21 protein-coding genes and 1 riboswitch are annotated in these 24751 nt (G+C 56.4%); of the genes, 9 read left to right on the top strand and 12 right to left on the bottom strand.

What is annotated here, in order from left to right; all coding sequences use genetic code 11:
• From mraY to mraZ, 7 genes are read right to left on the bottom strand one after another with little or no spacing between them, the layout of a single operon-like run.
• Nucleotides 1-1083, bottom strand: a complete 1083-nt coding sequence (gene mraY / locus Q7O77_RS00205) for a phospho-N-acetylmuramoyl-pentapeptide-transferase (RefSeq protein ID WP_304162103.1) — start codon at nt 1081-1083, stop codon at nt 1-3.
• Complete coding sequence (gene murF, locus Q7O77_RS00200) at nt 1077-2438, bottom strand: UDP-N-acetylmuramoyl-tripeptide--D-alanyl-D-alanine ligase (RefSeq protein WP_304162100.1); 1362 nt, start codon at nt 2436-2438, stop codon at nt 1077-1079. Before murF ends, mraY begins: the two co-directional genes overlap by 7 nt.
• Nucleotides 2435-3919, bottom strand: a complete 1485-nt coding sequence (gene murE / locus Q7O77_RS00195) for a UDP-N-acetylmuramoyl-L-alanyl-D-glutamate--2,6-diaminopimelate ligase (protein WP_304162098.1) — start codon at nt 3917-3919, stop codon at nt 2435-2437. Before murE ends, murF begins: the two co-directional genes overlap by 4 nt.
• Nucleotides 3906-5669, bottom strand: coding sequence for a peptidoglycan glycosyltransferase FtsI (locus tag Q7O77_RS00190; RefSeq protein ID WP_304162095.1), 1764 nt, complete (start codon nt 5667-5669; stop codon nt 3906-3908). Before Q7O77_RS00190 ends, murE begins: the two co-directional genes overlap by 14 nt.
• A gap of 23 nt (nt 5670-5692) precedes the next feature.
• On the bottom strand, nt 5693-6013 hold the full coding sequence (ftsL, locus tag Q7O77_RS00185; protein ID WP_026739107.1) for a cell division protein FtsL: 321 nt from the start codon (nt 6011-6013) through the stop codon (nt 5693-5695).
• Nucleotides 6010-6951, bottom strand: coding sequence for a 16S rRNA (cytosine(1402)-N(4))-methyltransferase RsmH (gene rsmH / locus Q7O77_RS00180; protein WP_085652362.1), 942 nt, complete (start codon nt 6949-6951; stop codon nt 6010-6012). The genes ftsL and rsmH overlap by 4 nt, the downstream gene beginning before the upstream one ends.
• 2 nt (nt 6952-6953) lie before the next feature.
• Nucleotides 6954-7412 carry a division/cell wall cluster transcriptional repressor MraZ gene (gene mraZ / locus Q7O77_RS00175; protein WP_304162082.1) on the bottom strand — a complete coding sequence of 153 codons (459 nt, stop codon included), beginning with the start codon at nt 7410-7412 and terminating at the stop codon, nt 6954-6956.
• A gap of 873 nt (nt 7413-8285) precedes the next feature.
• Between mraZ and Q7O77_RS00170 the strand changes: the two genes are divergently transcribed.
• Nucleotides 8286-8747: an L-alanine exporter AlaE gene (locus Q7O77_RS00170; protein WP_304162079.1), complete on the top strand. Its 462-nt coding sequence runs from the start codon at nt 8286-8288 to the stop codon at nt 8745-8747.
• 199 nt (nt 8748-8946) lie between these two features.
• On the opposite strand, the gene cra is transcribed toward Q7O77_RS00170, so the two are convergent.
• Nucleotides 8947-9951 carry a catabolite repressor/activator gene (gene cra / locus Q7O77_RS00165; RefSeq protein WP_304162076.1) on the bottom strand — a complete coding sequence of 335 codons (1005 nt, stop codon included), beginning with the start codon at nt 9949-9951 and terminating at the stop codon, nt 8947-8949.
• A gap of 1033 nt (nt 9952-10984) precedes the next feature.
• Here cra and leuA point away from each other — a divergent pair.
• Genes leuA through leuD form a run of 4 tightly spaced genes read left to right on the top strand, consistent with a single transcriptional unit; the run spans nt 10985 to nt 15671 of the window.
• Complete coding sequence (leuA, locus tag Q7O77_RS00160) at nt 10985-12562, top strand: 2-isopropylmalate synthase (RefSeq protein ID WP_304162074.1); 1578 nt, start codon at nt 10985-10987, stop codon at nt 12560-12562.
• Nucleotides 12562-13653, top strand: coding sequence for a 3-isopropylmalate dehydrogenase (gene leuB, locus Q7O77_RS00155; RefSeq protein WP_304162070.1), 1092 nt, complete (start codon nt 12562-12564; stop codon nt 13651-13653). The genes leuA and leuB overlap by 1 nt, the downstream gene beginning before the upstream one ends.
• 2 nt (nt 13654-13655) lie before the next feature.
• The gene (gene leuC, locus Q7O77_RS00150; protein ID WP_304162067.1) at nt 13656-15056 is read left to right on the top strand and encodes a 3-isopropylmalate dehydratase large subunit; all 1401 of its coding nucleotides are present in this window, start codon (nt 13656-13658) and stop codon (nt 15054-15056) included.
• 12 nt (nt 15057-15068) lie between these two features.
• A complete protein-coding gene (gene leuD, locus Q7O77_RS00145; protein ID WP_304162064.1) occupies nt 15069-15671 on the top strand; it encodes a 3-isopropylmalate dehydratase small subunit in 603 nt (200 codons plus the stop codon).
• Nucleotides 15672-15720: 49 nt separating this feature from the next.
• On the opposite strand, the gene Q7O77_RS00140 is transcribed toward leuD, so the two are convergent.
• The 4 genes from Q7O77_RS00140 to sgrT all read right to left on the bottom strand — a co-directional run bounded on the left by Q7O77_RS00140 (nt 15721) and on the right by sgrT (nt 19441).
• Complete coding sequence (locus Q7O77_RS00140; RefSeq protein WP_304162062.1) at nt 15721-16626, bottom strand: siderophore-interacting protein; 906 nt, start codon at nt 16624-16626, stop codon at nt 15721-15723.
• Between the two features lie 219 nt (nt 16627-16845).
• Entirely contained in the window at nt 16846-17187 is a 342-nt protein-coding gene (locus tag Q7O77_RS00135; protein WP_085652354.1) for a ribonuclease G, read from the bottom strand.
• A 292-nt stretch (nt 17188-17479) separates the two neighbouring features.
• Entirely contained in the window at nt 17480-18985 is a 1506-nt protein-coding gene (gene proP, locus Q7O77_RS00130) for a glycine betaine/L-proline transporter ProP (protein WP_304162055.1), read from the bottom strand.
• Between the two features lie 291 nt (nt 18986-19276).
• Nucleotides 19277-19441, bottom strand: coding sequence for a glucose uptake inhibitor SgrT (gene sgrT, locus Q7O77_RS00125; RefSeq protein ID WP_304162052.1), 165 nt, complete (start codon nt 19439-19441; stop codon nt 19277-19279).
• A gap of 106 nt (nt 19442-19547) precedes the next feature.
• Between sgrT and sgrR the strand changes: the two genes are divergently transcribed.
• From sgrR to thiQ, 4 genes are all read left to right on the top strand, one after another.
• Nucleotides 19548-21206 (top strand): HTH-type transcriptional regulator SgrR, encoded by a 1659-nt coding sequence (sgrR, locus tag Q7O77_RS00120; RefSeq protein ID WP_304162049.1) that lies wholly within the window; start codon nt 19548-19550, stop codon nt 21204-21206.
• 40 nt (nt 21207-21246) lie between these two features.
• Nucleotides 21247-21366: riboswitch (TPP riboswitch) on the top strand.
• 43 nt (nt 21367-21409) lie between these two features.
• Nucleotides 21410-22393: a thiamine ABC transporter substrate binding subunit gene (gene thiB / locus Q7O77_RS00115; RefSeq protein ID WP_304162046.1), complete on the top strand. Its 984-nt coding sequence runs from the start codon at nt 21410-21412 to the stop codon at nt 22391-22393.
• The gene (gene thiP, locus Q7O77_RS00110) at nt 22369-23979 is read left to right on the top strand and encodes a thiamine/thiamine pyrophosphate ABC transporter permease ThiP (RefSeq protein ID WP_304162044.1); all 1611 of its coding nucleotides are present in this window, start codon (nt 22369-22371) and stop codon (nt 23977-23979) included. Before thiB ends, thiP begins: the two co-directional genes overlap by 25 nt.
• Nucleotides 23963-24679 carry a thiamine ABC transporter ATP-binding protein ThiQ gene (thiQ, locus tag Q7O77_RS00105; protein WP_304162041.1) on the top strand — a complete coding sequence of 239 codons (717 nt, stop codon included), beginning with the start codon at nt 23963-23965 and terminating at the stop codon, nt 24677-24679. Before thiP ends, thiQ begins: the two co-directional genes overlap by 17 nt.
• The last annotated feature ends 72 nt before the right edge of the window (nt 24680-24751 follow it).

Below are 24751 nucleotides of genomic sequence, written 5' to 3'. Positions count from 1 at the left end.
TTACCGTACCTTCAGTGTGACCAGTCCAATGAGCACCAGCATCAGAGAAATAATCCAGAACCGCACAATCACGCGCGGTTCCGGCCAACCTTTAAGCTCATAGTGGTGATGTATCGGCGCCATGCGGAAAATCCGCTGGCCGCGCAGCTTAAAGGAGCCAACCTGCAGGATCACCGACAGCGTTTCGACCACGAACACGCCCCCCATGATCACCAGTAAAAATTCCTGACGCAGCAGCACGGCGATCGTCCCGAGCGCGCCGCCCAGCGCCAGCGAACCGACGTCGCCCATAAAGACCTGCGCCGGATAGGTGTTGAACCATAGAAACCCGAGTCCCGCGCCGACGATTGCCGTACACACCACCACCAGTTCGCTGGCATGGCGGATGTACGGAATATGCAGGTAGTTGGCGAAGTTCATGTTCCCCGTCGCCCACGCCACCAGCCCGAAGCCCGCGGCGACAAACACCGTCGGCATAATCGCCAGACCGTCCAGACCGTCGGTCAGATTGACGGCGTTGCTGGTGCCGACAATCACGAAATAAGCCAGCACCACATACATCAATCCCAACTGCGGCATGATGTCTTTAAAGAACGGCACGACCAGCTGCGTCGCTGGCGTATCTTTGCCGATGGCATACATGGAAAAGGCGACGACGAGCGCCAACAGCGACTGCCAGAAATACTTCCAGCGCGCGATCAGCCCTTTAGTGTCTTTGCGTACAACCTTGCGGTAGTCGTCCACGAACCCGACGATGCCGTAACCCAGCAACACCAGCAGCACGCACCAGACGTAAGGGTTAGACAGGTTGACCCACAGCAGAACGGAGATCGTGATCGAAGCCAGTATCATCACGCCGCCCATCGTCGGCGTACCGCGCTTGCTGAAGTGCGACTCCGGCCCTTCGCTACGAACAACCTGACCAATCTGTAAACGCTGCAGCCAGGCAATCAAATGCGGCCCCATCCAGAGCGAGATCACCAACGCAGTCAGCAGGCTGACGATGGCTCGAAACGTCAGGTAGGAAAAGACGTTGAAGCCGGAATAAAATTTGACCAATTGTTCGGCCAGCCACACTAACATGTTGCCTTCTCCTGTAATGCGCGTACTACCTGCTCCATCGCAGCGCTGCGTGAGCCTTTTATTAAAATGGTAATCACTGTGTGTTCCGCCAACAGCGCCCGAAGACGGTCGACCACGGCGGCTTTATCCTGAAAATGTTCACCCTGCCCGCTGGCCTGGCTAATCCATTCGCTCAACGTACCGACGCTCAGCACCCGGTCGATACCGGCGATCCGGGCCGCCTCGCCAACCTGACGGTGACAAGCTTCTGCTTCCTGCCCTAACTCCGCCATGTCGCCGACGACCAGTACCCGATAGCCCGGCATGTCCGCCAGCACCTGCACCGCCGCCGTCAGAGAACCGACGTTGGCGTTGTAGCTGTCGTCGAGCACTCGTTGCTCACCGCCCAAAGAGAGCGGGAACAAACGTCCCGGCACCGCCTGAAGCTGCGCCAGCCCTGACTTCACAGCCTCCGTTGACGCCCCGACGGACATCGCCAACGCCGTGGCGGCTAGCGCGTTGGCGATATTGTGTTTACCCGGCAACGGTAACGTGACCCCAACCTCGCCGAACGGGCTGTGCAGGGTGAACGTCGTCCCCTGCGCTTGCACCACGACATCGCTGGCAAAGAAGTCCACATCCTCTGCGGCTTCCGGCGAAAAACGCCAGACGGTTTTCTGCGTCAGCGTCGTTTGCCAGTGCGGCCAGTCATTGCTGTCGGCGTTAAGAATCGCCACGCCGTCAGCGGGCAGACCGTTGAAGATCTCGCCCTTGGCCTGCGCAACACCGGCCAGCGACCCGAACCCTTCCAGATGCGCCGCCGCAATATTGTTGACCAGCGCCGTTTCCGGCCTCGTGAGATCGGCGGTGTAGGCAATCTCGCCGATGTGGTTCGCGCCCAGCTCAATGACGGCGAAATCGTGTTCTGGCGTCAGTCGCAGCAGCGTCAACGGTACGCCGATGTCGTTATTCAGATTCCCGGCGGTATACAGCACGTTGCCGCACTGCCGCAGAATCGCGGCGGTCATCTCTTTGACCGACGTTTTGCCGGACGAACCGGTCAGGGCGACAACGCGGGCCGACGATTGCTGCCGAACCCAGGCAGCCAGCGCGCCGAGCGCCAGCCGCGTATCTTTAACAATCAGCTGCGGCGCCGAAACAGGTAAGCGCTTACTCACCACCAGTGCTGCCGCGCCCTCGCTAATCGCATTCGCGGCGTAGTCGTGAGCATCGAATTTCTCGCCCTGTAGCGCGACAAACAGGCAGCCTTCCGTCAAATGACGGGTGTCCGTCGAGACGGCGTCGATCGCCAGATCGTCTCCTTCCAGACGGGCGTCTAATACGTTCGCCAATTGGCTCAGCGTTACGCGAATCATGCCACCACTCCCAACAGGCGTGCGACCGTCAGTCGGTCGGAGTAGTCCAACCGCTGATTGCCCACGATCTGATAATCTTCGTGACCTTTCCCGGCCACCAGCACCACATCATCCGGCCCGGCATGCATCACCGCGCTGCTGACCGCCGCCGCTCGGCCTTCAATCGTCTGCACTCGACCGGCGTCCATCAGGCCGCTCAGGATATCTTTGACGATAGCCTGCGGCGCTTCGCTGCGCGGATTGTCGTCCGTCACGATGACCCGGTCGGCCAGCTGTTCCGCTACTGCTCCCATAAGTGGGCGCTTACCTCTATCGCGATCGCCCCCGCAGCCAAACACGCACCAGAGCTGCCCCTGACAGTGCAGTCTTGCCGCCTCCAGCGCTTTTTCCAGCGCGTCGGGCGTGTGTGCGTAATCAACAACCACGGTGGGTTTGCCTTCGGCATGGAAGACTTCCATCCGGCCGCAGACCGGTTGTATTGCCGTCGCCGATTCAGCCAACTGCTCCAGCGGATAGCCCAGCGCCAGCAGCGTCGCCAGCGCCAGCATCATGTTGCTGACGTTGAACTCGCCCATCAGGCGGCTATGAATCACGGCCTGACCCCAGCTGGAGTCCACCTGCGCGGTGAAACCGCTGTCGTGATACTCAACGCGGGTCGCCTGCAGCCAGCGGCTCCGGCCCTCTGGCCGCTGTGAGCCCAGCGTCACCGCTACCGCATCAGGAAGCCGACTTAGCCAACGTCGACCCACGTCGTCGTCCGCGTTGATAATGGCTTCACCGACCTGATGTTCCGCGAAGAGCGCCCATTTGGCCCCTTCGTAATGCGCCATGTCGCCGTGATAGTCGAGATGGTCGCGGCTCAGGTTGGTAAATACCGCGGCGGCGAAAGGTAGCGCGGCAACGCGATGCTGCACCAGCCCGTGGGAAGAGACTTCCATCGCGGCAAATGTGGCACCCGCGTCAGCCAATTGGCTGAGCGTCTGCTGTACGCCGATGGCCGAACCCGTGGTGTTTTCCGCCGGGGTTTCTCGTCCCAGCAAACCGTTGCCGATGGTACCCATGACCGCGCTGGTTTCGCCCAGCGCCTGGCTCCACTGCGCCAGCAGCTGGCTGGTGGTCGTTTTACCGTTGGTGCCGGTTACGCCGACCAGACGGAGTCTCTCTGCGGGCTGGTGGTAGAAACGTCCCGCTAGCGCCGAAAGCCGCTGATTAAGCTCATCCAGATAAATCACCGGTACGCCGTGCTTTTCACACACGGTGCCTTCCGGATTTTCCTCATCCGCTTGGGCGATCACCGCAGCCACGCCTTGAGCAATGGCCTGCGCAATATAGCGTCGCCCGTCGGTTTGATGTCCGACAATAGCGACGAAAACGTCTCCCGCCGCAGCCATACGGCTGTCCAGCGTCATGTCCCGCAGCGCGCGCTCGGGAACGTTGGCAACCCACGGCGCCAGCAAATCGTGCAAATTACGATCTGTCACCTGAGCCCTCTTTTCGGTTAATAACGAATTCATTTTTCTCCCCCGTCGCCAGGGCATCCGGCTCGATGTTCATGGTGCGAAGCACGCCGCCCATGATGGCGCCGAAGACCGGCGCAGAGACCGCACCGCCGTAGTATTTCCCGGCCTGCGGGTCATTGATGACCACGACCAGCGCGAAGCGAGGATTACTGGCCGGGGCAACACCGGCGGTGTAAGCAATATATTTGTTGATGTACTTGCCGTCCGGCCCGACTTTCTTGGCCGTACCGGTCTTGATGGCGATGCGATAGCCTTTGATGGCGGCTTTCGAGCCACCGCCGCCCGGCAACGCGACGCTTTCCATCATATGCACCACGGTGCGTACGATGTTTTCAGGGAAAATACGTTCTCCCGGCACCGGCGGATCGACCTTGGTGATGGAAAGAGGCCGATAGACGCCGAAGCTGCCGATAGTGGCGTACATCCTGGCCAGCTGCAGCGGCGTAACCATCAGACCGTAGCCGAAGGAGAAGGTCGCGCGTTCGATATCAGCCCAGCGCTGACGGTGAGGAAACAGCCCTGAGCTTTCGCCGACCAGCCCGAGGTTGGTGGGTTTACCCAGACCAAAGCGAGAGTAAGTATCCACTAACACCGAAGAAGGCATCGCCAGCGACAGTCGAGATACGCCGACGTTACTCGATTTCTGCAGTACGCCCGTCAGCGTCAATTCGTTGTAGCGCGCTACGTCTTTGATTTCATGCCCGTTGATGTAATACGGCAGCGTATTCAGCACGCTGTTCTCTTTCACCACGTTGCGCTGTAACGCAGACATCACCACCATTGGCTTCACGGTGGAACCCGGCTCGAAGATATCGGTGATGGCGCGGTTACGGATGACGTCGTTGGTAGTGCCGGACAGGTTATTCGGGTTGTAAGACGGGCTATTGGCCATCGCCAGCACTTCGCCGGTGTTGACGTCGACCAGCACAGCGGTGCCGGACTCCGCTTTGTTGAAGGCGACGGCGTTATTCAGCTCACGGTAAACGAGCGCCTGCAGGCGTTCGTCGATGCTCAGCATCAGGTTGTGCGCGGCCTGACTGTCGACGGAGGAGATATCTTCAATCACGCGCCCAAATCGGTCTTTACGTACGGTACGTTCGCCCGGCTGGCCGGTCAGCCAGCGGTCGAAACTCTTCTCGACCCCTTCGATGCCCTGCCCGTCGATGTTGGTAAAGCCGATAAGATGAGAGGTCACCGGACCTGACGGGTAATAGCGACGGGACTCCTGACGCAGATTGATGCCCGGCAGCTTCAGTTTGTGGATGTATTCGCCGATGGCGGGGTTGATCTGACGCGCCAGATAAACGAAACGGCCGTTGGGGTTGGCGTTGACCTTGGTGGATATTTGGTCGAGCGGCATTTCCAGCGCGTCGGCCAGCGCTTTCCAGCGCGTATCGAGCGTGATGCCGCCGTGGTCGTTCACTTCCTTGGGATCGGCCCAAATGGCGTTGACCGGGACGCTCACCGCCAGCGGACGACCCGCACGATCGCTAATCATTCCGCGCGCGGTGGGCACTTCCTGCACGCGCAGAGAACGCATGTCGCCTTCGCGCACCAGCTTATCCGGCGCGATGACCTGGAGATAGGCGGTACGCAGCATCAGGCCGACCAGACAGATCAGAATCCCCCCGCAAAGCAACGCAAAACGCCAGCTGACGAAGCTGGCATGCTCTTCCTGACGTTTCAACCTTCCGGGGCGTGCGGGTTTCATTTATTGAGTAATAACCTGTCAGTTCATTGTTTAACCACAATATTTTCCTGCGAAGGATCGACGTGCCCCATGTAGAGTTTTTCTATCGCGTTCTGCTCGACACGGCTATGGTCGCCCAGCGCATTCTCTTCCAGAATCAGGTTGCGCCATTCAATATCCAGCGCATCCCGTTCCAGCAGCAGGCGCTCGCGTTCTGCGGTTAGCAGACGAGTACGATGCGCCGTCGTCACTACGAGTACGGCCGAGATCAGAACAGCGACCAGCAGCAGCAAGGGCAATTTGCCGTGCCGCAGCAAATCTTCTGCAATGACGCCAGCCAGCGAGTGACGTTCGTGCCCGATCATGAGGACAATCTCTCCGCGAAGCGCAGTACGGAACTGCGGGCGCGCGGGTTCTCCGCGACTTCAGCGTCGGACGGCTTCATTTTTCCTGCGATCTTCAGGGTTCTTCCCCCCTGTTCGCGGAGCTGTTCTTCCGTCAACGGCAGACCCGCAGGGACCTGCGGCCCACGGCTGTTGTGACGGATAAAGCGCTTCACAATGCGGTCTTCCAGCGAGTGGAAACTGATCACCGACAGTCGACCTTCGGGAGCGAGGACATCCAACGCGCCGTTGAGCGCGCGTTCAATCTCTTCGAGTTCACTGTTGATATAGATACGGATGGCCTGGAAAGAGCGCGTTGCCGGATGTTTATGCTTTTCACGAATCGGACTGGCGGCGGCAATCAGCTCAGCCAGCTCTTTCGTGCGCGTCATCGGTTCAGTCTGATTACGCTCAACGATGGCGCGAGCAATACGGCGAGCGAAACGTTCTTCGCCAAAGGTCTTAAGAACCCAGGCGATATCTTCCGCTTCCGCTTTCATCAACCATTCGGCGGCAGAAACGCCGCGAGTAGGATCCATACGCATGTCGAGCGGGCCGTCACGCATAAAGGAGAAACCGCGCTCCGGATCGTCGAGCTGAGGCGATGAAACGCCAAGATCCAGCAGTACGCCGTTGATTTTCCCCGTCAGTCCGCGTTCTTCAACGTATTCAGCGATTGATGAGAAAGGCCCGTGGATGATAGAAAAGCGTGCATCGTCAATATCGCTGGCAGCGGCGATAGCTTGAGGATCGCGATCGATTGCCAGCAGGCGACCCTCCGGCCCCAAATGGGACAGAATCAGACGGGAGTGACCGCCGCGGCCAAACGTACCGTCAATGTAAATACCGTCGCCGCGAATGTTCAGGCCGTTGACGGCCTCATCCAACAGCACGGTCGTGTGTTTAAAAGTTTCTGTCATGACTATAGAGATAAGTCCTGCAATCGATCAGATAGCGGTTCCTGAGTCGATTGTTCAGCTTCGATGTCTTCCTTGACTTGTCGATACCAGGTCTGTTCATCCCACAGTTCAAACTTGTTGAACTGCCCGACCAGCATCACTTCTTTTGTAAGCTTTGCATGTTGCCGCAGCGTGGACGCGATTAATAAACGCCCGGCACCATCCATTTGGCACTCACTGGCGTGTCCCAGCAGCAAACGCTGAACGCGACGTTCGGCGGGATTCATGCTCGACAGGCGAGAGAGCTTCTGTTCGATGATTTCCCACTCAGGCAAGAGATAAAGCAGCAGACATGGCTGGTGGAGGTCAATGGTGCAAACCATTTGCCCCTGCGCTTCCTCGTTCAGTACGTCCCGGTATCGGGTCGGAACGGCGAGCCGTCCTTTACTGTCGAGATTGACCAGACTTGCCCCACGAAACATGGTTGTATTTAGCCCTTCATGCCATTTTCTACCACTTTGTCCCACAAATTCCCACGATCCAGAGTTTACGGAGGGGAGGAAAACCTTGTCAAGCAAGTACGGAGGCGGGCAGGCATTATTTACGGTGACTTTTGGCGGGGGAAAAACAGTTAAAAAAACACCAGTAAAAAATAATGAGTATTAAGGCTGTGATTATTTAAGAGAAATTAACCGGGCCTCAACTAACGCGTGAAAGATATACGCTTTAACAGCCAATGCAATATTATTTTCACAGCCACATATCGTTACGTATTTTTTATTTTCGACAAAACCCGAGTTTCTCGTCAAACCCTGATTTGTCAGTATTTTTCGACAATCCATTTTGCCAAAAGAGAAGGGTCTTAAATCTTCGATGCGGTTTTGAATTGTAAAAATAAATTTTTTGATGAGAAAAACAGAATGTTTTCTATCAAGAATGATTTATCAACGAAGACGTCTACGCTCCAGCGTGGTTTATCAGATGCAGAAAGACTGTTTATATTTACAGTATAAATCTATCATGCCTGTCTAATAATAATCAGCCGCGTCTGAAGCAAAGCCGATCTATATAAAAGAGAGGTAGACGACCGTGCTCACATCACCCTCTTCACCCATAATCACAATCCATTGTTTTAAATAACTATTTCTATCGTTAGCACAATAATAAAATGCCAATGGTTTTTTACGCCGACAAAGTAGCACCAACCGCTAATAACAACGAAAAAATAAAAATTTATAGCTACTCTAAAAATTACATCCAGTGATGTAGACTGCGAAAAAGCAAAAAACCAAAACAAAACACCACTTAAATACCGTGTTTTTGTTTTTATCCTCGACGCACTGGAGCCTACCGGCATGTTCACCCCCTCCTTACGCTTGCGCAGCGCGCTGGCCGACACCGTTGCCATGGTGATTTACTGTTTCGTTACGGGCATGGCGATTGAGATACTGATTTCAGGCATGTCGTTCCAGCAGTCGCTCTCTTCACGCCTGCTTTCCATTCCGGTCAATATGGTGATTGCGTGGCCTTATGGCGTCTACCGCGATCGCATCGTGGGTTTCGCCCACAATTTGGCGCCCCGATCCTGCCGAAGCAAAAACGTCGCTGACCTTATTGCCTACGTAAGTTTTCAGTCACCGGTCTATATGGCTATTTTGCTAAGCATTGGCGCCAACGCCTCGCAAATTGCAACGGCCGTCGGGAGTAATGCCGTGATATCGATGGTCATGGGCGTGGTCTACGGTTATTTCCTGGAATATTGCCGTCAGCTGTTCCGCGTATCCAGCAAAAGCCAGGAACGGCTTGTGACGCATTAAATGACCCGCATGAGATGGCGTAAAGCGGTAAAAAGTTTTTTATAAAACGGGACTTTTCTTAGGCGAAAACTCAGAAATAACGCGCTCTGAGTAAAAATTCGGAGAGAGATATCCAGATGACGTGTAATAAATGACGATGATAACGGCGGGAATAATAGGAACTGCCGGAAAGATGTCGACCCGGCAATTCCCTTTCGGCTTAGCGGCGGCTTAACGAACCTCGCCGATAAAGGCTACGACGAATACGATACAGCCCCGCCTTCGGCCTGCGCGGTTCATCCAGGCTCGCCAGCACCAGCTCCAGTACCCGTTCGGCCACTTCCCGATGACGCTGGGCGACGGACAACACCTGGCATTCCAGAAAATCCAGCAGCTCATTGTCACCGAAGGTGGCGATAGCGAGATTGTTAGGCAAACGCCCGCTTTGCTTTAACGTCACGTCCATTACGCCCTGCAACAGAGGGAAAGAGGTCGTGAACAACGCCTCCGGCATCGGATTGTGCTGCAAATAGTCCGTGAATATCGCCGCCGCCGCGCTACGTTCGTAGCTGTTCGCATAGAGATAATTCACCTGACGGGGGTCGCTCTCCCAGGCCTGCCGAAAACCTTGTTCACGCAAGAAGCTGACCGATAGCTCTGGCAACGCCCCCAGATACAGCACCCGTTCAGCCGGAATGTTGCGCAGCTCTTGCGCCAGCATTTCCGCATCTTCCATGTCCGCTCCCACCACGCTGGTGAAGTGCTCGCGATCTAAGGCACGATCCAACGCGATAATAGGCAAAGGATCTTTCACCCAACGCTGATAAAAAGGATGCTCCGGGGGCAGTGACGTGGACACGATAATGGCATCGACCTGACGCTGCAGAAGATGTTCAATGCAGCGCATTTCGTTATCGGGCTGATCTTCCGAACAGGCAATCAGTAACTGATAGCCGCGCTGACGCGCCTGACGTTCCAGATAGTTGGCGATACGGGTATAGCTGGTATTTTCCAGATCGGGGATAACCAAGCCGATTGAGCGCGTTCGCCCAGCACGCAACCCGGCGGCCACGGCGTTTGGATGATAATTGTGTTCCCGGACCACAGCCATGACCTTTTCAACGGTCTTATCGCTCACGCGATACTGTTTCGCCTTTCCGTTGATGACATAACTGGCCGTCGTACGCGAAACCCCCGCAAGACGCGCAATTTCATCCAGTTTCACTGGTAACCCCTTAATAAGTCAGATAATGAAGAATTAATGGAATGATAGCCATAAACTAACCAGGGATATCTGCTCGATCTAACCGCATAACCTTCCGGTCAGCAACCGCTTTTATCACAGTATGATGACACGCATAGACTGTTTAGCATTGCACTAGCCCCGACGGGGCTGCACCGGGTTATAACGGTGACCCTACTCACGCTTTCGGGTGGACGCGTTAATCCTTGCTGACGTCTTGTTCGCGATATCCGTGGAAACAATCCATCCTGTGCATAGGTAAAAACAGCGTCGCCAGCCTGAAAAATCCGCCGAACGCATTTTTCTGACAAAATCCCCCTGCCGGTCGATTTTTTTATCCGCGTCAAAAGACGTTTTAAACGCGGATTTTTGAGGGATAACGTCCGGGCATTTTGGCCCCCCGCAATCGAGGACGCATTAACATAATGTCAGTTTGTGCGGCAGGCAAATCACGCCGACTTCACACGTTTGCGCGCGTTCGGGGAATTCTCTGCCAAAAGCACTTTTACTACGTTAAAACTCCAAAAGAATTGGCCTTGGTCTGAAAATATCCCACGACCTTTGAGTAGGTCAGCAAAAAATATTATCGGCACTTATCCCTTTTCCTGCTCGTAAATGCCCTATTTTTATCTTTATACGGCGATACCGCCTGCTCAGGCATTCGACATCTCAACCAATGGAGTCGTCTGTTTTAAGGACAATTCAGACCAATTTTATCGCCGAAATCAGGCCGAGAAATCCCACGTTGCCGCAAAAATCAAACGTTGACATACCCACAGTATTCAAGTACCAATAATAGAGAAGCAATTTACTAACAAACATTGGAAGACAATCAGCATGTCCCACTTCGCTAAACTACTAGGCCTACTACTAATCGCATCCAATATGCGCGGTATGCCGGTGGGCGAAATTCACAGCTGATTTTCACGCCACACCTTCAAAGAACCCGCGCCGTTGCGCGGGTTTTTTTTTACTCGCCGGGCGTCAGAATTAACAAGACAAAGGAACCAGAGCGATGAGCCAAGAAGTGATTATTTTCGATACCACATTGCGTGATGGTGAGCAGGCGCTGCAGGCCAGTCTGAGCGTTAAGGAAAAGATTCAGATCGCCATGGCGCTGGAACGCATGGGTGTCGATGTGATGGAAGTCGGCTTCCCGGTCTCTTCGCCTGGTGACTTTGATTCCGTTCAGTCCATCGCCCGGCAGATCAAAAACAGCCGCGTCTGCGCGCTGGCCCGATGTGTAGAGAAGGATATCGACGTCGCGGCGGAAGCCCTGAAAGTGGCTGACGCATTCCGTATTCATACTTTCATCGCGACCTCGCCGATGCATATCGCCACCAAGCTGCGCAGCACGCTGGACGACGTGATTGAGCGCGCGACCTATATGATCAAACGCGCGCGCAACTACACCGACGACGTCGAGTTCTCCTGCGAAGATGCCGGACGAACGCCGATTGACGATCTGAGCCGAGTGGTGGAAGCCGCGATCAACGCCGGCGCCCGCACCATCAACATTCCAGATACCGTCGGCTACACCCTGCCCCACGAATTCGGTAACATCATCGCTTCTCTGTACCAACGCGTTCCCAACATCGACAAAGCCATCATCTCCGTGCATACCCATGACGATCTGGGTCTGGCGGTCGGCAATGCCATGGCGGCGGTCAACGCGGGCGCCCGTCAGGTCGAAGGGACACTGAACGGCATCGGCGAACGCGCCGGTAACTGTGCGCTGGAAGAAGTCATCATGGCGATCAAAGTGCGTCAGAAGCTGATGAATCTGCACACCAACATCAACCATCAGGAAATTTACCGCACCAGCCAGATGGTCAGTAAGATCTGCAACATGCCGATCCCGGCTAACAAAGCCGTCGTGGGCGCTAACGCCTTCGCCCACTCTTCCGGTATCCATCAGGACGGCGTTCTGAAGAATCGTGAAAACTACGAAATCATGACCCCGGAATCCATCGGTCTGAAGGAAGTGCAGCTGAACCTGACGTCGCGCTCAGGCCGCGCCGCGGTGAAACATCGCATGGAAGAGATGGGCTATAAGGAATGCGATTACAACCTGGACGATCTGTACGCCGCCTTCCTGAAACTGGCGGACAAGAAAGGCCAGGTGTTTGACTACGATCTGGAAGCGCTGGCGTTCATCAACAACAAGCAAGAAGACGCCGCCCTCTACCGTCTGGATTATTTCAGCGTACAATCAGGCTCCAGCGTCATGGCCACCGCCTCGGTCAAACTGGCCTGCGGCGAAGAAATCAAATCAGAAGCCGCCACCGGCAACGGCCCGGTCGATGCCGTCTACAAAGCCATCAACCGTATCACCGGTTTCGATATCAATCTGGTTCAGTACCAGCTGTCCGCCAAAGGTCACGGTAAAGAAGCGCTGGGCCAGGTGGACATCGTCGTCGAATATCAGAACCGCCGCTTCCACGGCGTGGGTCTGGCGACGGATATCGTCGAATCCTCCGCGAACGCCATGGTGAACGTGTTGAACAATATTCAGCGTGCGCAGATGGTTGAAAAGGAATTACTGCGTTTGCAGCAGCAGAACAACAAACAAAATAGTCAGGAAACAGTGTGATGAACAAAAGCTACCATATCGCCGTACTGCCTGGTGACGGCATCGGCCCGGAAGTCATGGCTCAGGCATACAAAGTGCTGGAAGCCGTACGCCAACGTTTTGGTTTGAACATAACGACCAGCGAATATGACATCGGCGGCGCCGCTATTGACCGTCAGGGCACACCGCTGCCGAAAAACACCATTACCGGCTGCGAGCAGGCGAGCGCGATTCTGTTTGGCTCCGTCGGCGGTCCGAAATGGGAACATTTGCCACCGGCAGAACAGCCTGAGCGCGGCGCATTGCTGCCGCTGCGTAAACACTTCAGCCTGTTCAGCAACCTGCGCCCGGCGCGTTTGTACCAGGGACTGGAAGCGTTCTGTCCGCTGCGCGAAGATATCGCGGCGAAAGGCTTCGACATTCTGTGCGTACGCGAGCTGACCGGCGGGATCTATTTCGGCCAGCCGAAAGGCCGCGAAGGCAGCGGTAAGGATGAACGCGCTTTCGATACCGAGATCTATCACCGTTTCGAAATCGAACGCATCGCCCGTATCGCCTTCGAATCCGCACGTAAACGCCGCCATATCGTGACGTCCATCGACAAAGCCAACGTGTTGCAGAGCAGCATTTTATGGCGTGAAGTCGTCACCGAAATCGCCAAAGATTACCCGGATGTGAAGCTGAACCACATGTACATCGACAACGCCACGATGCAGATGATCAAAGATCCTGCGCAGTTCGACGTGGTACTGTGCTCCAACATCTTTGGTGACATTCTGTCCGACGAATGCGCCATGATTACCGGCTCCATGGGCATGCTGCCTTCCGCCAGCCTGAACGAATCTGGTTTCGGTCTGTACGAACCCGCTGGCGGTTCCGCACCGGATATCGCAGGCAAAGACATCGCTAACCCGATTGCACAAATCCTGTCCGCCGCTCTGCTGCTGCGTTACAGCCTGGGTGAAGATGCCGCCGCCTCCGCCATTGAGCAGGCGGTCAATCATGCGCTGGAAGCTGGCTACCGTACGGGCGATTTGGCTCGCGACGGCAAGGCCATCGGCACCAGTGAAATGGGTGACGTGATTGCCCGTTATGTCTCGGAAGGGGTGTAATCATGGGTAAAACGTTATATCAGAAATTATTCGATGCGCACGTCGTGTACGAAGCGGAAAACGAAACGCCGCTGCTGTATATCGACCGTCATCTGGTGCATGAAGTGACCTCGCCTCAGGCGTTTGACGGTCTGCGTGCGAAAGGACGTCAGCTGCGTCAGCCCGGCAAAACCTTCGCCACGATGGATCACAACGTCTCCACCCAGACTCGCGACATCAACGCGAGCGGCGAGATGGCCCGTATTCAGATGCAGGAGCTGATCAAAAACTGCCAGGCGTTCGGCGTTCAGCTGTACGACCTGAACCATCCTTATCAGGGCATCGTTCACGTGATCGGTCCTGAGCAGGGTATGACGCTGCCGGGCATGACCATCGTCTGCGGCGACTCCCACACGGCCACCCACGGCGCGTTCGGTTCGCTGGCATTCGGCATCGGGACGTCCGAAGTTGAACACGTCATGGCGACGCAGACCCTGAAACAATGCCGCGCGAAAACCATGAAGATCGAAGTGACCGGCGATGCGGCTCCGGGCATCACGGCCAAAGACATCGTATTGGCGATCATCGGCAAAACCGGCAGCGCTGGCGGCACCGGGCATGTGGTCGAGTTTTGCGGCAAGGCTATCCAAGCGCTGAGCATGGAAGGCCGTATGACCCTGTGCAACATGGCGATTGAGATGGGTGCGAAAGCCGGTCTGGTCGCCCCGGATGAAACGACGTTTGCCTACCTGAAAGGTCGTCAGTTCTCGCCGAAGGGCGAAGAATGGGAAAACGCCGTCGAATACTGGAAGACCATGAAGTCAGACGCGGATGCGCAGTTCGACAGCGTCGTCACGCTGAACGCCGCCGACATCGCGCCGCAGGTCACCTGGGGCACCAACCCCGGTCAGGTGATCGGCGTGAATCAGGCTATCCCGGCACCGGAATCCTTCAACGATCCGGTTGAGCGCGCCTCTGCCGAGAAAGCGCTGAATTACATGGGTCTGAAAGCGGGTATCAAACTGACCGACGTCGCCATCGACAAAGTCTTCATCGGCTCCTGCACCAACTCGCGGATTGAAGATCTGCGCGCTGCGGCCGCTATTGCCAAAGGCCGCAAAGTGGCTGCGGGCGTGCAGGCAATGGTCGTCCCCGGCTCTGGTCCGGTAAAAGCGCAGGCAGAAGAGGAAGGTCTGGACAAGATCTTTATCGAAGCGGGCTTCGAATGGCGCCTGCCTGGCTGCTCAATGTGTCTGGCGATGAACAACGACCGTCTGAATCCGGGCGAGCGTTGTGCTTCCACCAGCAACCGCAACTTCGAAGGTCGTCAGGGTCGTGCCGGACGGACTCATCTGGTCAGCCCCGCAATGGCCGCCGCGGCTGCGGTGACCGGGCGTTTCGCCGACATTCGTGAACTGAACTGAGAGGGATAACCCATGACTAAATTTACTCAACATACTGGTCTGGTCGTCCCGCTGGACAACGCCAACGTCGATACCGATGCCATCATTCCCAAGCAGTTTCTGCAGAAGGTCACCCGCACCGGTTTCGGTCAGCACCTGTTCAATGACTGGCGTTTTCTGGATGACGCAGGCCAGCAGCCTAATCCTGAATTTGTGCTGAACCAGCCTCGTTACAAAGGCGCCAGCATCTTGCTGACCCGTGAAAACTTCGGCTGCGGTTCATCCCGCGAACATGCGCCTTGGGCGCTGACCGACTACGGCTTCAGCGTGGTGATCGCGCCGAGCTTCGCCGATATTTTCTACGGCAACGCCTTGAATAACCAGCTGCTGCCGGTGCGGCTGAGCGACGCCGACGTCGACGAACTGTTTACCCTGGTGGAAAACAATGAAGGCATGACTTTCACCGTCGATCTGGAAGCTCAGATCGTGAAAGCAGGCGATAAAAGCTATTCGTTTGAAATCGATAGTTTCCGCCGCCACTGCATGATCAACGGTCTGGATAACATCGGCCTGACGCTGCAACACGAAGCGGCGATTGCCCGCTACGAGGAAACGCAGCCGACATTCCTGCGCTAAGCCTCACCGTGTCATGATGCTCAGGGCTCGCTTCGGCGGGCCCTTTTTTTTACCGCTCCCGACGCGGCCCCTGACACCAGTAAGCCATAAACGCCATCGACTCGCGCGCAACACCGCGCTCGCCCACCAGATATCGCCTCAAGGCTTTCACCACCGATGATTCAGCGGCCACCCAGCCGAAGAACTGTCCGTGCTGACTCTCCGCCCTTTCCCACAATAGCTCGTCTTCGGGGACGTCCGATAACTCGACGACGGGAGGCTCGCTTTGGGCCTGCGGCAGGAGAAGCTCATCGCGCACCGCATCCAGCAGCCGCTCGCCGTGGTTTGCTCCGCTTCCCTCGCGCGGCAACCAATGGATGTCGGCGAAGGTGAAATGGCTGAAATCCTGACAGTCGGCGCGCAGAGGCAGTTCGATAAAGGCCTGCACCTGTGGCGGCGACGCCAGCCCGGCCAACTGCTCCAGAATCCCCTTTACGGCGGGAAATGCGGTTTCATCGGCGATCAGCAGCGCCCGACGGGTCTGTTCCGTAGGCCGCCATTCATAACCGCTTTGGCTGCTCTCCGAGGCGGCGCAGGGCGCCACCACCTGAAGGCGATCTCCCGGCTCGGCGCTCATCGCCCACGATGACGCCGGGCCTTCGGTACCGTGGATGACGAACTCCACCTCCAGCTCCCCCGCTGCCGCATTAAGACGACGGAGGGTATAGGTTCGCGCAATGGGACGCTGGCGTTTTGGCAACGCCAGCAGTTCGGTATACCAGTTAGCGACATCCGGCAATTGAGACGGCGTACCGTCAATGGCAGGGAACAGGAGTTTAATACGCTGATCGGGCGCACCGGTGGTCATCTCGCGAACCGACTCACCGCTGAAAACACAGCGCATCATTGACGGGCTCAGCGTCTGTTTACGCGCTAATGCCACCTCGAAAATCTTGTACTCTTTCGCTCCCGCCATGCTCATTCCTCTGGTTTTTCACCGTGTCCGAACGAGGAATGTTAGCATTCAACTGATAATGAGAACAATTATTGATACAGGGATTTACAGAAGGTGGTCGCGACTTCGCAGAGTGAGGAGAAAGTGAGAAATACAGGCGATCAAGATGGTTAAAACGGGGAAGATGAATAAAGAAATGGCATTCATCACGCAGCGATCAATGCCATTGTTTTGATGGAATTAACGCAGCATTGCGCCCGCTAACGACGCCATCAATGCGGACATAACAAATATAGAGAAAAATACCGAGATCAGCGCCAGAACGAAGGCAAACAGACCAGCTCTGTTCCAGCTATTCTGTACGCGTTTAAACGTCTCAACATCATCATAATCGGCGTTCTGCCAGGCCCACTCGTTGCCCTTGAAGCCACACACAAATACCCAAACGATATTCAACAGAGGAACAAAACACAGCAGCGGCAGGTAAGTTTTGTTGCCCACGCCCCAGATGACGTTGAACATAAATGCGCCCCAGTTCCATCCTTTTACTTCTCTTGGTACTGCTTTTCCATATTCGGCCATGTGTGAGTTTTCCTTTCAAAATATGACAAAATAAATCGCAGCGGACAATACAACGGGCACCATTTAAGCTTCAACTATTTTGTGGCGATAATATGATCACCTAAATACTTAACTTAATTGATTATTATAAGGTGAATGTTTTAACGGCCAGCCCGGCTGGTAATCACCGTATTTGACAGAGAGAGAGTCGAAAAAAATTCCGGGGGAGAAAAAAAATCAGGCAGAGGCCCTGTGGGCTTCTGCCTGATTGAGTCTCAGGAAAGCAGAACACTTTCCTGAAAGCGCCTGACGATTACTCGTTAATGCGAGGATGCTGGTCGATCAGAGACTGGCGTTTCTTCTCCAACTCAGTGATCTGCTCGTTAATATCTTCGATTTTATGCTCGATATTATCGTGATGCTCGCGCAGCAACTCTTTAGCTTCACTCAGGTCGGAAGCGGCTGGCGTCGCGCCTTTCAGCGGCTTATTAGCCGTTTCCTTCATGAAGATACCCGTCACCAGACCAATAACGGCAATCACCATCAGGTAGTAGGCCGGCATGAACAGGTTGTTGCTGGCTTCAACCAGCCACGCTGTCGCCGTCGGCGTCAGACCGGCAACCAGGATCGAGATGTTAAAGGCGCTGGCCAGCGCACTGTAACGGATGTGCGTCGGGAACATCGCGGGCAGCGAAGACGCCATCACACCGGTAAAGGCGTTCAGAATGACAGCCAGTATCAGCAGACCCAGGAAAATCAGGCCGATGGCACCGCTGTTGATCATCATGAAGCAAGGGATTGCCAGCAGGAACATCGCCACGCTGCCGATAACGACAAACGGTTTACGTCCGAAGCGGTCGCTCAGCAGTCCCATCACCGGCTGTACGAACAGCATCCCGATCATGATGGCGATGATGATCAGCACACCGTGGTTCTCGGAGTAGTGCAGATTATGCGACAGGTAGCTCGGCATATACGTCAACAGCATGTAGTAGGTGACGTTGGTGGCAATCACCAGACCCGTACAGGACAGCAGACTTTTCCAGTGCTTAGTGGCGATCTCTTTGAAAGAGACACGCGGTCCGGTGTTCAGACCATCGCGATCGTCTTTTTCCATCTTCTCAACGTGCTGCTGGAACGCCGGCGTTTCTTCCAGCGCATGACGCAGGTAGAGGCCGATGATACCCAGCGGCAGCGCCAGGAAGAACGGAATACGCCAGCCCCATTCCAGGAACGCCGCTTCGCCGATGATGGCAGAGATCAGCACCACGACGCCCGCGCCCAGAACAAACCCGGCGATGGAGCCGAAGTCCAGCCAGCTTCCCATGAAGCCACGTTTCCGGTCCGGAGAATATTCGGCGACGAAGATCGACGCGCCGGTATATTCGCCGCCCACAGAGAAGCCCTGGGCCATTTTAGCCAGCAGCAACAGTATCGGCGCCCAGATCCCAATGGAGTTATAGGACGGTATCAACCCGATACAGAAGGTACTGACCGACATGATGATAATGGTGATGGCCAGTATTTTCTGACGGCCGTATTTGTCGCCCAACGAGCCGAAGAACAGCCCGCCCAGCGGACGAATCAGGAAGGGAACGGAGAATGTCGCCAGCGCGGCGATCATCTGGACGCTAGGGTTAGCGCCGGGGAAGAAGACCTGGCCCAGAGCGTAGGCAACAAAGCCATACACACCGAAATCGAACCATTCCATGGCATTGCCGAGCGCAGCTGCGGTAATGGCCTTACGTAAACGCGTGTCATCAATAATAGTGACATCGCCCAGAACGATGGGTCTTGCCTTTTTTCTGCGTAACTTCATAGTGAATTATTTTACCTGTTTTAATGTAATAGACTGAATTGAAACGTCTCACTGAAGGATGGTCACATCAAGATAGTTTTTTATTTCGCTATAACCGATTAACCCAGTTTCATTTACTAACATGTTACCATAGGTTGAATGTTTATATCGACATTGACGTCCCTTCACCCACTTTATAGCTCATATTAGCATAAGATGCCGTCACTTATTTCGGGCAAAAAAAAGCCGGCGGGGTAACCGCCGGCCGGTGAAAGCTTCACCATCACTCAGAAAACAGAAGTCTTGTTACCGTCAAATCCAGTGACGGTATTCCTCATCAGACATATGCTCCGTCTGCCATTGCGTCACCTGCATCAGCAGCGCCAGACGCTGAGATGACGACAACCAGCGCCCCCACGCCGAGTGTCCCAGGGACAAGATGTTGCGATAACTCCGATACAATCGTGATAGTGCCATCGTCATGCCCTCCGACCGTTCATTATTTGCGCTTTCGTTATGACAAAGTATCAACGTAAGATAGGGGAAAATATATTGATGACTTTAGGCTGCGGAGTTCCCCTTTATGTCCTCATCTCGACTGCAACAACAGTTCATTCGGCTCTGGCAACACTTGCAAGGACAGCCTACTGACACCACGCTGCAGGAGCTGACCGGCGTACTCAATTGCTCGCGACGGCATATTCGGTCGCTGCTGCGCGCCATGCAGGAAGAGGGATGGTTGACCTGGGAAGCCGAAGCGGGACGAGGAAAACGCTCGCGTCTCAGCTTCCTCTACACCGGCCTGACGCTCCAGCAACAGCGGGCGGAAGACCTGCTGGAGCAGGATCGGATTGACCAACTGGTGCAGTTGGTGGGGGATAAATCGCAGGTGCGGCAGATGCTGCTTTCCCACATCGGGCGCAGCTTCCGGCAGGGCAAACATCTGCTGCGCATCGCCTACTACCGGCCAATGCGCAATCTGCTGCCCGGCTCCGCGTTGCGACGATCGGAAACGCACCTGGCCCGCCAGATTTTTAGCGGGTTAACCACCATAAATGAGGAAAATGGGGAACTCCTGCCGGATTTAGCGCACCACTGGCAGCAGGTGACGCCCCTGCACTGGCGTTTTTATCTGCGCCCCGCCGTACGCTTTCATCATGGTCGGGAACTGACGATGGAAGATGTAATCGCCTCTCTGCAACGCATCACCGCCATGCCGCTGTTCTCTCATCTCTGCGCCATTGAATCGCCCATGCCTTCCGTGCTGGATGTGCGGCTGACGACGCCCGATATCTGGTTGCCCTGGCTGCTCGGCAGCGTGTCCGCGATGATTTTGCCGCAGGAGTGGAAAACGCTCCCTGATTTCACCCGCCACCCGGTGGGCACCGGCCCTTACGCCGTGCTGCGCAACAGCAATACACAGCTGAAAATCAACGCCTTCGACGACTACTTTGGCTACCGCGCGCTGATTGATGAAGTCAGCGTTTGGGTGTTGCCGGACGCGCTGGACGCGCCCTCCTGTTCGCTGCAACTGCAAAACGACAATTCGCCCAACAACGAGCTGGAAAATCGATTAGAGGAAGGCTGTTACTTTTTGCTGTTTGACCGGCGTTCGCCGTTGACCTCACGCCCGGAGGTCAGGGACTGGCTATGTCAGGCTCTGAGCCCGGTCGCCCTACTCGGACTCGCGGACGAAACTTACCAGTGCAACTGGTCCCCGGCCTACGGCCTGCTCCCGCGCTGGCACCACGCCCAGCCACGCCTGACGCAGGACAAACCCACCGACCTCACGCATCTGACGCTCACCTTTTATCATGAGCATGCCGAGTATCAGGACATCAGCGACATCATTCGTCGACTGCTATCGGCCCACGGCGTCACGCTGTCTGTCCGCCATATCGACTATGCTGAGTGGTATCAGGGCGCCGAGCCGAGCGACATCTGGCTCGGCAGCGCCAACTTCTATCTGCCGCTGGAGTTCTCTCTGTTCGCCCTGCTCTATGAACTGCCGCTGATGCAGCACTGCCTGGATCGGGATCTGGCTGAAGACGCCAGCCAGTGGCGTCAAGGCGGTTGGTCACTGGCGGACTGGAGCCAATCGCTCGTGACTCAGCAGCAGATCCACCCGCTATTCCACCACTGGCTGCAATTGCAAGGCCAGCGCAGCATGCGCGGCATTCGGATGAATACGCTGGGGTGGTTCGATTTCAAATCCGCCTGGTTCGCGCCGCCGGAAAACTGACGCGCGCTTTGACTCCGGGCATGAAGTCTCTACAATGCGTGAGTTCTCAACGGGGTGCGATAAAGTCCGGAGCCGTCATACCGTCCGCTTTACGCTGAGAAAATACCCGTCGAACCTGATCCGGTTAATACCGGCGAAGGGATTTGGGAGTGCTTTGCGGCTAGCTCAAAGACCTTTGCCACCCTTTTTCTCAGGAGTGCAAAGTGTTAAAAAAATTACTGTCCTGCCTGTTGATTCTCTCTGCTCCGGCGCTGGCGAAGCCTACGCTGACCGTCTACACCTACGACTCCTTCACCTCAGAATGGGGACCCGGTCCCAGCGTGAAAACCGCGTTCGAAAAAGAGTGCGACTGCGAACTGAAATTCGTGGCGCTGGCCGACGGCGTGGCGTTACTCAATCGCCTGAGGATGGAAGGAAAACGTACGCAGGCTGATATTGTGCTGGGTCTGGACAACAACCTGCTAGAAGCCGCGGAACACACCGGTCTGTTCAGCAAACGAACGGTAGACACCGATGCGCTCACGCTGCCGGGCGGCTGGCACAATGACACCTTCGTGCCCTATGACTACGGCTACTTCGCCTTCATCTACAATCGCGACACACTGAAAAACCCGCCGCGCAGTCTGCATGAGCTGGTCGACAGCCCGGAGCCGTGGAAAGTGATCTATCAGGATCCGCGCACCAGCACGCCGGGCCTCGGCCTGCTGCTCTGGATGCAAAAAGTCTATGGCGACGACGCCCCGCAAGCCTGGCAGAAGCTGGCCGCGAAGACGGTCACCGTGACTAAAGGCTGGAGCGAAGCCTATGGTCTGTTCCTGAAAGGCGAAGCCGATCTCGTGCTGAGTTACACCACCTCGCCCGCTTATCACATCATTGAAGAGAAGAAAGACAACTACGTCGCGGCGCCCTTCAGCGAGGGCCACTACCTGCAGGTGGAAGTCGCCGGTCGTCTGGCGAGTAGCCAACAACCCCAGCTGGCTGAGCGTTTTCTGAAGTTCATGATCAGCCCGGCCTTCCAGCAGCGCATTCCGACGACCAACTGGATGTACCCGGTCATCGACATGCCGCTGCCCGCCGGGTTCCAGAGTCTGGACAAACCGGCGACGACGCTAGCGTTTACGCCGGAGCAGGTCGCCAAGCAACGTAATGACTGGATTCAGGCATGGCAACGCGCCGTCAGCCGCTAATTCCCGGCTGGCTCTGGCCCGGCGCCGTTGCCGCCCTGCTGCTGGTCGCGGTCGCGGCGCTGGCCTTCGGTGCGCTGTGGCTTCAGGCGCCGCAGAATCCGTGGCGCGCGCTGTGGCAGGACGACTACCTGTGGCACGTCGTTCGCTTCACCTTTTGGCAGGCGTTGCTCTCGACGCTGCTGTCGACCCTACCGGCAATTTTTCTGGCGCGTGCGCTGTATCGCCGCCGTTTTCCGGGGCATCGCTGGCTGTTGAGGCTATACGCCATGACGCTGGTGCTGCCGGTGTTGGTGACCGTGTTCGGTCTGTTGAGCGTGTACGGGCGGCAAGGCTGGCTGTCGCAGCTGACATCCTCGTTCGGACTGGAGTATTCATTCTCCCCTTACGGACTCGGCGGGATACTGCTGGCGCATGTTTTCTTCAACCTGCCGCTGGCCACGCGCCTGATGCTACAGGCGCTGGAAGGTATCGCCACCGAACAGCGGCAGATGGCCGCCCAGCTTGGCATGGGGGAGTGGCAACACTTTCGCATCGTGGAGTGGCCGTGGCTGCGCCGACAGCTCCTGCCTGCGGCCGCGCTGATCTTTATGCTCTGTTTCGCCAGCTTCGCCGTTGTGCTTTCGCTGGGCGGCGGTCCTAAGGCCACCACCATCGAACTGGCGATCTATCAGGCGCTAAGCTTCGACTACGATCCGGCGCGCGCCTCGCTGTTGGCGCTGATACAGATGGGATGCTGCCTCGGTCTGGTTCTGCTCAGCCAACGACTGGCCAAACTGCTGCCGGTCGGCTACAGCCAGCAAGCGCAGTGGCGTAATCCACAGGACACGCTGTTCAACCGCATAACGGACGCGATGTTAATCGTTGCCGCGCTCCTACTTCTGCTGCCGCCATTGCTGGCCGTCGTGGCGGACGGACTGAACGCCTCCCTGCCCGCCGTGCTCCGTCAACCCGCGCTGTGGGATGCGCTGTGGACTTCGCTAAGGGTCGCGGTACTTTCCGGTCTGTTGTGTGTACTGCTGACGCTGATGCTGCTGTGGAGCAGCCGGGAACTGAAGCTGCGCCGCCGCCATCTTTCCGGCCAGCTGTTGGATCTCAGCGGCATGCTGATTCTGGCGATGCCCGGCATCGTACTGGCAAGCGGATTTTTCCTGCTGCTAAACAACACCGTCGGACTGCCGACATCGCCCTTGTGGCTGGTGGCAGCGACGAACGCGCTGATGGCGATCCCCTATGCGCTCAAAGTGCTGGAAAATCCCATGTATGACATCGCCGAGCGGTACAACCTGCTGTGTCAGTCGCTGGATATTCATGGCTGGCGGCGGTTGCAGACCATTGAGCTACGGGCGCTGCGGACGCCGATCGCACAGGCGCTAGCGTTCGCCTCTATTCTCTCGCTGGGCGATTTCGGCATCATCGCGCTGTTCGGCAACGAGCAGTTCCGGACGCTGCCGTTTTATCTGTATCAGCAAATCGGCGCTTACCGCAGCGCCGACGGCGCGGTGACCGCCCTGCTTTTGCTGCTGCTGTGTTTTGTTCTGTTCACTCTGATTGAAAAACGGGCGGGCGCTCATGATCGTTCTCGATAAACTGACCTATCTCTACCAGCACCAGCCGATGCAGTTCGATCTGCGCGTGGAAGCCGGTGAACGCGTGGCCGTGCTCGGCCCCAGCGGCGCGGGCAAAAGCTCGCTCCTCAGCCTGATCGCCGGTTTTCTCCCGGCGGAGAGCGGCCAGCTTATGCTAAACGGCGTCGACCACCGCCAGACGCCGCCGGCCAAAAGACCGGTATCTATCCTGTTTCAGGAAAATAATCTCTTTCCCCACCTGACGCTGTCACAGAATATCGCGCTGGGACTGCATCCCGGGCTCAAGCTGACGCCGCCTCAGCGCGAGGAGTTAGCCCGCATCGCGGAACGCGTCGGGTTGACCGCGCTGCTGGATCGCCTGCCGTCGCAGGTGTCCGGCGGCCAACGGCAGCGGGCGGCGCTGGCGCGTTGTCTGTTGCGTCAGCAGCCGATTTTGCTACTGGACGAACCGTTTTCCGCGCTCGACCCGGCGTTGCGCGCGGAGATGCTGACGCTGGTCGACAGCGTGTGTCGCGACCGCCAGCTGACGCTGCTCATGGTGTCGCACCATCTCGACGATGCCGCCCGTATCGCCGATCGCACGGCGCTGGTGGTCGATGGCCGCGTGGCTTACGACGGCTCAACACATGACCTGCAACAGGGTCGTGTCGCCGCCGCGGGTATCCTCGGAATTGCCCCCGTTGAACAGAATAAAAACTGATGGCGAACAGGTTTTGACCTTTTCTCGGTTGTGGGTTATTGTCTGCTACAGCCCATGTGGAAATGGCTTGTC

This window comes from Lonsdalea britannica, assembly GCF_946477055.1.
GTDB lineage: Bacteria > Pseudomonadota > Gammaproteobacteria > Enterobacterales > Enterobacteriaceae > Lonsdalea > Lonsdalea britannica_A.
Note: the sequence above shows the minus strand (reverse complement) of the source record. Positions and strands in the feature narration are given on the sequence as shown.

Bases quoted from the DNA above. Each gene is read 5' to 3' on its own strand.
- mraY (WP_304162103.1), bottom strand. From the start codon at position 1,083: ATGTTAGTGTGGCTGGCCGAACAATTGGTCAAATTTTATTCCGGCTTC.
- murF (WP_304162100.1), bottom strand. From the start codon at position 2,438: ATGATTCGCGTAACGCTGAGCCAATTGGCGAACGTATTAGACGCCCGT.
- Q7O77_RS00190 (WP_304162095.1), bottom strand. From the start codon at position 5,669: ATGAAACCCGCACGCCCCGGAAGGTTGAAACGTCAGGAAGAGCATGCC.
- ftsL (WP_026739107.1), bottom strand. From the start codon at position 6,013: ATGATCGGGCACGAACGTCACTCGCTGGCTGGCGTCATTGCAGAAGAT.
- rsmH (WP_085652362.1), bottom strand. From the start codon at position 6,951: ATGACAGAAACTTTTAAACACACGACCGTGCTGTTGGATGAGGCCGTC.
- mraZ (WP_304162082.1), bottom strand. From the start codon at position 7,412: ATGTTTCGTGGGGCAAGTCTGGTCAATCTCGACAGTAAAGGACGGCTC.
- Q7O77_RS00170 (WP_304162079.1), top strand. From the start codon at position 8,286: ATGTTCACCCCCTCCTTACGCTTGCGCAGCGCGCTGGCCGACACCGTT.
- leuA (WP_304162074.1), top strand. From the start codon at position 10,985: ATGAGCCAAGAAGTGATTATTTTCGATACCACATTGCGTGATGGTGAG.
- leuB (WP_304162070.1), top strand. From the start codon at position 12,562: ATGAACAAAAGCTACCATATCGCCGTACTGCCTGGTGACGGCATCGGC.
- leuC (WP_304162067.1), top strand. From the start codon at position 13,656: ATGGGTAAAACGTTATATCAGAAATTATTCGATGCGCACGTCGTGTAC.
- leuD (WP_304162064.1), top strand. From the start codon at position 15,069: ATGACTAAATTTACTCAACATACTGGTCTGGTCGTCCCGCTGGACAAC.
- Q7O77_RS00140 (WP_304162062.1), bottom strand. From the start codon at position 16,626: ATGGCGGGAGCGAAAGAGTACAAGATTTTCGAGGTGGCATTAGCGCGT.
- Q7O77_RS00135 (WP_085652354.1), bottom strand. From the start codon at position 17,187: ATGGCCGAATATGGAAAAGCAGTACCAAGAGAAGTAAAAGGATGGAAC.
- proP (WP_304162055.1), bottom strand. From the start codon at position 18,985: ATGAAGTTACGCAGAAAAAAGGCAAGACCCATCGTTCTGGGCGATGTC.
- sgrT (WP_304162052.1), bottom strand. From the start codon at position 19,441: ATGGCACTATCACGATTGTATCGGAGTTATCGCAACATCTTGTCCCTG.
- sgrR (WP_304162049.1), top strand. From the start codon at position 19,548: ATGTCCTCATCTCGACTGCAACAACAGTTCATTCGGCTCTGGCAACAC.
- thiP (WP_304162044.1), top strand. From the start codon at position 22,369: ATGGCAACGCGCCGTCAGCCGCTAATTCCCGGCTGGCTCTGGCCCGGC.
- thiQ (WP_304162041.1), top strand. From the start codon at position 23,963: ATGATCGTTCTCGATAAACTGACCTATCTCTACCAGCACCAGCCGATG.